At 36.2% G+C, this 8,898-nt stretch carries 4 protein-coding genes and 2 pseudogenes; 1 reads left to right on the top strand and 5 read right to left on the bottom strand.

Going from position 1 to position 8,898, the window contains the following annotated elements; all coding sequences use genetic code 11:
* On the top strand, positions 1-962 hold a 962-nt coding region (locus ACP6PM_RS31830), incomplete at its 5' end, for a putative bifunctional diguanylate cyclase/phosphodiesterase (RefSeq protein ID WP_426590870.1).
* Positions 963-1,415: 453 nt separating this feature from the next.
* On the opposite strand, the gene ACP6PM_RS31825 is transcribed toward ACP6PM_RS31830, so the two are convergent.
* The 5 genes and pseudogenes from ACP6PM_RS31825 to ACP6PM_RS31805 form a co-directional block, all read right to left on the bottom strand.
* Positions 1,416-3,680: an N-acetylmuramoyl-L-alanine amidase gene (locus ACP6PM_RS31825; RefSeq protein ID WP_426590869.1), complete on the bottom strand. Its 2,265-nt coding sequence runs from the start codon at positions 3,678-3,680 to the stop codon at positions 1,416-1,418.
* Between the two features lie 991 nt (positions 3,681-4,671).
* A complete protein-coding gene (locus ACP6PM_RS31820) occupies positions 4,672-6,507 on the bottom strand; it encodes a sensor domain-containing diguanylate cyclase (protein ID WP_426590868.1) in 1,836 nt (611 codons plus the stop codon).
* Positions 6,501-6,716 (bottom strand): hypothetical protein, encoded by a 216-nt coding sequence (locus ACP6PM_RS31815; protein WP_426590867.1) that lies wholly within the window; start codon positions 6,714-6,716, stop codon positions 6,501-6,503. The genes ACP6PM_RS31820 and ACP6PM_RS31815 overlap by 7 nt, the downstream gene beginning before the upstream one ends.
* 796 nt (positions 6,717-7,512) lie before the next feature.
* Positions 7,513-7,710 (bottom strand): annotated as a pseudogene (locus ACP6PM_RS31810) (helix-turn-helix domain-containing protein); the annotation flags it as partial.
* A 995-nt stretch (positions 7,711-8,705) separates the two neighbouring features.
* A pseudogene (locus tag ACP6PM_RS31805) lies at positions 8,706-8,898 on the bottom strand (IS5/IS1182 family transposase); the annotation flags it as partial.

Below are 8,898 nucleotides of genomic sequence, written 5' to 3'. Positions count from 1 at the left end.
TGTTCCCTGTTCCCTATCTCCTTTTTATATTTCCTTTACAAACAATCTCTAAAATGGCTTTGAGAAAGCATAAAAAAGAAACTGAACTTTTGCGATCGTTAGAGGTCGCCAGACAGATGAGAGAGAAAATCAAAGCTATCATCAATACAACCACTGACTTAGACTTAATAGTCAATTCCGATCGACTAGAACTAGAACGCGATTTATACTCTGCTATAGAAAGAGAAGAATTGCAAATTTATTATCAACCTTTGGTAAATATTTTAAATCGACAATTTATTGGTGTAGAAGCTCTCCTCCGGTGGCAACATCAAAAACGAGGTTTGGTTTCCCCTGGTATCTTCATTCCAATTGCTGAGGACACTGGACTAATTGAATCAATTGGTGAGTGGGTTTTAAGACAAAGTTGTATACAAGTTAAAGAATGGCAAAATACTTTTTCTTTGCCCTTGAAAATCTCAGTGAATTTATCAGCTCGCCAGTTCAAACGAAAAACTTTAGTTCAAGAAGTAAGTCTAATTCTGATGGAAACTAAACTAGAACCTGAACTACTTACCTTGGAGTTGACTGAAAGCCTGCTAATGGAGAACAATATTTTAGTCACTGAGACAATCAATGAATTAAAATCTCTCGACCTTAAACTAGCCATTGATGATTTTGGAACTGGTTATTCTAGTTTAGGTTATCTAGATCAATTCCCTTTTGACATACTCAAAATTGATAGACGTTTTATGCGTAATATTAATGATAATACTGACAAGATTGCCCTCACAAAAGCTATTATTCAGATCGGTCATAGCCTGAATTTAAATATAGTTGCTGAAGGAGTCGAAACTGAGAAACAAATTGAATTTCTGGAGCAAAATCAATGCCATATTGCTCAAGGTTATTTGTTTAGCCCCCCTGTTCCAGCAAATAATTTTCAGGACTTTTGCAAAAATAGTAGTATGTTTTTTGCTTGAGACAATAGACATCTGGTGATAATTAAAAATTAAATCAATTATCGGGTATAAATCATCAATTCTTTCTCCCTACTCCCTACTCCCTACTCCCTACTCCCTACTCCCTCTTTTCCGGATATGTCTAATAAATATGGGTTAATATTTACATTTCGCACTTCAATACGTAGTATAAAAAATCAGGAGTCAGGTAGGGGAGCCATCGGATTAGCGACGTACAGGATGGAAGAGAATTAGAAATATTTGGGAATGATGGAGGTCGGATAATTTTTTATACCAAATTAAACGGATTTGAGCTCATTTTTATCTGGCCATTGAAACAGACTGCTTTCCCACTTACCCAATTTTTACGATGACAATGATCTACTTATTAGCACCTCTGAAATTGTCAAAATCTTGTTGGCTATTGATAGGGAAAATTTCCGCTTGGCTAACATCCTGCTGAAATTCAATTTATTAACGAGAATAAGCTTGAACATATCTAAGTATACCACGAGCGATCGCCTGCGCCATCCGACTACGTTGAACAGGGTCAGCAAGTATCCGAGAATCATAATTACCAGTGACAAAACCCACCTCTACCAATACAGCAGGCATCTTAGTATGTCTTAGCACATGAAAACGAGCTCGCTTAACACCACGATTGTTCATTGTGGGAAAAGCTTCCAACATACTATTCTGAATATACTGTGCTAGAGACCGCCCACTTTGGTAATAAAAAGTTTCTAAACCATTAACATCGGGACGACTCATACTAATAGCATTAGCATGAATACTCACAAACAAATCTGCTCCAACCCTATTAGCAAGTTCTGAGCGTGGTGGTAAATCTAAATCCCGGTCTGTCTTACGAGTCATAACCACTTGTACATTATTCTGCTCCAGGATTTGAGCTACCTCTAATGACATTGGCAACACAATATCCTTCTCCCGCAGACCCCCAATACCCACTCCACCTAAATCTGTTGGTCCCCCATGTCCAGGGTCTATAACTATCATTAGTCGTCCATCACGTCGAGGTAATCTATTGGGGAAAGGAAAACGAGGATAACGATTATTAGTATTAGGGCGTCGATTATTGCGACGAGGCCAAGGAAAAGGCCAGCGTCTCGGACGGAAATTTTCAGAGGAATTCTGAGGTAATCTATTCTGAGGTGGTGGATTTTGGGGTGATGAATTTGGGGGTGATGAATTGTTTCCCCGTGAAAGTATTGATGGTCTAGAACTAGAAGGTTGTTCTGTCGGATTTGGTTTCCAACTAGGAGAAAGTAAAGTAGAAGATTGCCTTGTAGAATTTGGCTTCCAACCAGGAGGTGCAGTTCCAATATTACCCCAACCCATAGGCAAAGATAACTGTTGGGCCGTAATCTGAATTACTTCTGCAATTTTAACGTTAGTTGCAGGCTTAACCAGAATTGTCACTGTTTCTGGATCTTCTTGACGTATTTTTGCCCATACCAAAGGACTACCAACCTGACGGCCTGGTAACTTCAATCGGTCATCTACCTTAGCATTATATATAGTAATTCCATAAGCATCTGTTTCTGAATCCCAACCACTGGTATAATTTAGAGCTTGGTCTCCAGTAACAACTAACTCAGTACCATTTTTTAATTCCACTGACTTAACCACTGCAAAGCCAGTACCTTGATTAATTGTAGGTGGTGCTTCTCCTTGAGGCCATACTGCTACTCCACCTGCATAAGCACGAGCTTGCCATTGAGTATTTGTGTCTGGCAAAGTTACTGTCAGACGAACAACTGCTGGTGTCGTTGAAAGTTGAGTTAGTTGAGTAATTGTTAATCCAGATTCATTAAATCTTTGATTTGGTTTGAGACCCTTGGCAGTTAGAGTAGCATTAAGGACATCAATGGTCATCCAGGTACGGTCAACACTCTTCTTGAGTTCAATTTCTGGTAATTTACCACTTGTTTTTAGAACTACTCCCTCTTTTTTTATTTGGACATCTTCTACAAGAGTTGGTGTGCCATTAGTGGGAGTTGAATTAAAATTAGAAGGATTATTAGGTCTTGGTGTATTTTGATTGCTTGGTCTTTCTGTTCTGCCAAGAGATAGGGGCGAACGTGGGGGAGGTGGGGGTGAAGACTGGGGACTTTGGGGAGGTAGGGGTGGAGACTTTTGATTGCTTGCTCTTTCCGTTCTGCCAAGAGTTAGGGGCGAACGTGGGGGTGGTGGGGGTGAAGACTGAGGATTTTGGGGAGGTAGGGGTGGAGACTGTGGTGTAACATTAACATCCGCAGTAGAGGTAATTTTTTGAGGCGTTGGTATTTGTACAGTCCACTCACTAGGAGAAATACCCCGAAATTTTACCTGCTTTGGGTCAATGGTGTAGCCATTGTTTAGTTCTACTACAATTCGAGCTGTTTGAGCATTAAATTGTCCTACTCTGATTGCTTTGATAGATCCACCCACAACTTGAGATGTTCTTATACCACCTAAAGTTGTTCCTGGCAAGTCTATAATTAAGCGAGTTGGGTTAGTAATTAATTGAGCCTTTGGCTGAACGCCACCTTCTGTGGTAAAGGACAGTTGGTTCTGATTAACTTTAAATTGCCAAGATTCTAGGGTTGCAGCTTCAGAGGGACTTCCTAAGACAAAAACGCTGAGTATACTGGGAAGTAACCAGCGCAGAATGAGGTTTTTCCCTAGTTGGGTACTGTTAAGAAAGATCAAACGATTTCCTGGATATATATTTTTCATCTCAAGTCTAATACTTTATTCAATCCTCTAAATCAATATAAATATATTCATTTCACTTGTATGGTTGTTGATGAATAGAATATCACTAGCCTATAACCATTTACTTCTACACCCAAATAACCACTTCAATAATAATTTTGAGGATTACTAGAGGGACATACTATCATATATTTTTCTCAATGGTTGTTAGTTATTCCAGATATATCTAAATAATTTTTTGGATTAAGATTTTTGATTTTTTTTTCAGTAGCCCTAGATATTATATACAATTAATCAGACTTGTTCGTTACAAAAGTCAGGTTTTTCAGATAAATTCTGACTAGAGAACTAAAAACCATCGGCACCAGGAGAATTTGCGACATAATATAACCTACATTCCGCACTTCAAAACGTAGTATAAAAAATAAGGGTAATTAGTTATCGTATCGGGCTAGGAGTCAGGAGTCAGATCAAATCCGCTTGAACACTTATTATATATTTTGGGGACTAGTGGACCCACCCCCAACCCCTCCCAGGAGGGGAATATGGAGATATAAAGTATAGTTATAAACATATACTATATCTATCTATATCTATATCTATATAATCGGGGTTGGTGATTAAGTAATGCTCTTCAATATTTATGAACCGTACAACTATAGTTTTTTCATAGAGATTTGAGACAAAAGCATTACCCATTCACCAACACCAATTTTTCAATTCGTATTCAATAGAACATCTGTATTAAGAGGAAGTAATGCATGGGATTACTGTATAACTGGATTTTAGAGCATGAGGGAAGAGGGAAGAGAGAAGAGGGGAAAAAGAAAGTATAATAGTAGTTTGAAAAATGGCTGCTATAGCAAAACCCAAACTAGGATATTCTTCCAGCCGTTCATTTGTAACATTTTTTGATCAAAATGGTATAAACAGGAGAAAGTTTTTTTCTGACTAATTATCCGGATTCTAATCAGTGACTTTTATTTTTTCACTTTTGACTTCTGCGTAGCGACTAGCAGTCTGCATCTTTTTCGATCATTCTAAAGTGCATACAGCAATCTCGCCCCTGTTGTTTAGCCTGATATAAAGCTTGATCGGCTTCAAGTATCAATTTCTGTGGTGTTTGATCGACTGATGGTATCTGAGTAGCAATACCCAAACTTAAGGTAACTATTTGTTTTTGAGTTCTCCCATGAGGAATACCTAAATTATTAATTGCTGATTGAATTTGTTCTGCCACTACAGAAGCTCCACTTTGTCCGGTATTTGGTAAAATCACAGCAAATTCTTCTCCTCCATAGCGAGCTAACAAGTCTACAGGACGTTTCACAATTTCTTTAGCCGTCTGAGCTATTTTAACCAAGCATTGATCTCCTGCTTGATGACCATAAAAATCATTGTACAATTTGAAATAATCGACATCAAACATAATTAGAGATAAAAATTGCTTTTCTCTTACCAGTCTTTTCCATTCTAGCTCTAAAAATTCATCAAAATAACGGCGGTTAGGAACTTTAGTTAAACTATCAAGTCGAGCTAGATTTTCTAATTTATCATTTGCTTCCTGAAGTGCATCAAGAGCTTGGGATAATTCCTCTGCTTGAGAACGGGTTTGAGCTAATAAATGAGAATGCTGCAAAGCGATACTAAACTGAGCTGCTAGTTGTTTAACAAATCGAATTTCATTTTTACTCCATTCACGGGTATTTTTACACTGATGAATACATAGAAGTCCCCAAAGTTTTGAACCGTTCATTAAAGGTACGATTATTTGTGCCCTAATTTGAAATTCTTCTAACACTTGAATATGACAATCTTTTAATCCAGCATTGTAAATATCGGTTAGCACTTGTATACTTCCATGTTGATAGTCGATGGCATACTGTTCCCCAAAACAATAATCCTTGACTTTTTTCAAAAGCGCAGAATCATAAATAGGTAAAACGCTTTCAGCAACAAATTCACCATAGCAATAGTTACTATCTAGATCGAAGCGGAATAACCCGACGCGATCGCACTGCAAAGTTTTTCTAACTTCTTTGAGAGTAGTTTGACATAAGGTATCAAAGTCTAGAGACTCACGAATTGCTGAGATTAAGTTCAATAAAATTATTTGTTGCTGGCCAGTTTCTCGCAAAGATTTCGCTTTTTGCTCTAATTCGGCCATTTGTTCTGCTTGGTGTAGGGCAATGCCTAATTGGGCAGAAACTTGAGTCAAAAATTTAACTTCGGAAATTTGCCAATTATTGGGTCTGGAATGTTGATAGGCTGCCAGAATTCCCCATAGTTTTTGTTTGACAAAAATGGGAGCAGTTGCGAAGGCTCGGATCTGAAATTGTTCCAAAATTTCAGCATGGCATTGAGATAACCCTGCTGTATAAATATCTTGTACTACAAATGTTTCGTTATGGCGATACCGACCACCTTGATGTTCTTGAAGATAGGAGTCATTCCAGATAGTGTTTTTACCTAGTTTGCCACAATCATCCCAACCAGGTTCAGTAAATTCAAAGTCTCCAAGAAACTGACCGCCCCAGTCTTCAGAAAAACGATATACTGAGACTCTTTCGACACCTAAAAGTCTACAAGTTTCTTTTGTAGTTGTGCGAAATATTGTTTCTAGGTCGAGAGATGCTCTAATCTTGCTGATGACTTGGTATATTGCCTTCTGGTGTGCAGATATTTGCTCTAGTTGTTCTGTTTTTTGGTGCAGTTGAGCTTGTAAATAGTCAATAGTTGGTAATCCCAATAACTTGGATATCTTATTAATTATTGGGCGAAATAAGGTAGCTAATATATATCGAATTTTTCTGTTATTCATTCGTTGTTTTACTAAATATTCTAACATATAGCTTTTCTTAAATTATATATATATAGCAATCCTAAATTTGTCGTGACAGTTTTAATAATAGTTAATTTGAGCTGAAAACCTTGAAAATTATGACTCCTGACTCCTGAATTATGACTCCTAACTGCCTCCAAAATATTACAACCGATTAGAGGATTGCTATATGGATTAAGTATGTCGGCATAATTAAATAACCAAATAGTAATCATTTTTGTTGTCTACCTTTTTGATTAATCTTGTCTAAGAGAATCTAAATCTTTCACATATACAATTCTGCTTTTTGCTTCTTTTTTCTCTGCTATCTATCACAGCCATTGCGTTCATCATATTCATCCTCAAACATTCTCCCAGATAATTCATGAGTTTTTAATTTATGCCACTCTGTTTCAATTAAATTTAATTCTGGACTATCCGCAGAAATCTAGAAAAATTCCCATCCTTTTTTTCTCCATTTTTCTAGATTTTTTTTGACTTCTTGAATTTTATGAACACTTTAATTTTTTCAAACAATCACTGTTATTTTTCCTGTTTTATTCAAAATATATTCAGCTTTTTCCGCTTGCCAATTTATCATTTATATATAAGATTGGCTTTTAAATCCTCCTAACTTTAGTCCATATTCAAAACTTTCTTCTTGGCTAAATAGTCCCAAAATACTTAATCTTTTTCTTCTCTTTTTCTTTTATTGTATTTTTTTCTGTTCTCCCTTCTTACTGTAGCTGTAACTTGCTGAACTCCCCAGACAAAATCCAGCTTCATCTAAATATTTTAATTTTATGTATCCTTCTTCTTCATAGGATTTTAGCTTTTCTAGCTCTTTTTTATTCTGGCGATATTCCTCTTGATTTTGCTTACCTTTTCAACTGACTCTTGTCCTTTTCCATCTCCACTATTTTTTTTTAATATTTTTCTAGGACGGTCATGACTAATTTATACTGACCTTTCTTGTTTTAGTTTCTCTACTAATTGGCGACTATTATAAGTTCTTTCTTCTTTTTCTAAACATTATTGAATATACTTTATATCTTCACTCGTCCAAACTGGTCTTCTTCCTGAACGCGGAGAATCAAATAATCCCTCTCTTCCTTGAGTTAACCAACGGTAAAATGTTTGACTAACTGTCTTATCTGCACAGTTTAAATTAACAGCTATTGCTGATACTTTATATCCTTTATTACTCAAGACTAAAGTCTCCCCTCTTTCCCTAGTTCTTTTAGGAACTTTTGGGTTACTTTTTAACTCTAATAAGTATTACTTTTCTTCAGAAGTTAGATGAATTTTTAGAGGCGAAGGCATTCTTAACAATTTCAGGTTTCTAGGTACTTTTATATTTTACCTTTATTTATGCCCACCTACTTATATATGGTAAACATTTTAAGACTTTAGATGAGCAAAGAGATTGAAAGTACCTCTATTCCATGAAAAATTCTATCTAAATATAGATAGTAAAAAAAATCTCTATAAGCTATGTGTACTTTTTCGTTAGAACTTTTTATAGCAAATCTGCAATCTGCATATACAGCAATCCGCGGATTGGTTGTGAAAATTTTTATAATAGTTAATTTTAAATGAAAACCTTGAAAATTATGACTCGGTCTGACTGAGTTCTGACTCCTGTAGGGGCGAATAGCCATTCGCCCCTACCAGCAAAATATTACAACTTAAATAGGATTGGTATGAGTTCTTCTTTCTGTTATAGGAATATGATTTGAGTTGTGAGATATTGGAGATTTTTAGGGAATAGGGAACGGGGAACGGGGAACGGGGAACAGGGTAGAGGGAAAAATGAATATATATGAATAATATAACTGCTATACTCTATTCTTTTAAGAAACACTTAAATTCTCAGATCTGATTCCTGATTGCTATAGTTATCAGATTTATTTGGATCTTATTTTATACTATTTTGAAAAAATAATGTTACAAATAAACTTGAGTGAAAAGAACTTTATTTTAATGTCTCTTTGAGTAAAAATACAGGCTTACCACAAAAGAAAATATTAGATTTTATTCCTCTTGACTCTTAAGCAGTAGCCTAAATTTTTGTAGCAAAAATTTATCAAAGACGATGGGGTCGTGCAACCCCGCTTTTTAAGGCTAAATGTTTTTGGAGGGTTCCTCAAAATACCTGCCACAAAAACAACTTCTGACTTCTGTAGGGGTAATTCGTATTGGCGAAGAATTCCGTAGGAAATCACCTCTACGTAATTATCCCAACTTATCCGGTGTAAAAATACATATCCATCTATACAACTCGCAGATAGTTTGGCTCCAAATTCTGTATTTTTGACCACTTATTCCTCTCACTATTGGACGTATATGGTGTTGATTTAAACTTACTATTCTGTCATCTATTCGCACTTTGGTAGTGCTCCCACATCTATTGTTGCT

Source organism: Dapis brunnea BLCC-M229 (assembly GCF_050015995.1).
In the GTDB taxonomy this organism is placed as follows: Bacteria; Cyanobacteriota; Cyanobacteriia; order Cyanobacteriales; family Microcoleaceae; genus Trichodesmium.
The sequence above is the reverse complement of the archived record's forward strand: the minus strand, read 5'-3'. Positions and strand labels throughout refer to the sequence as shown.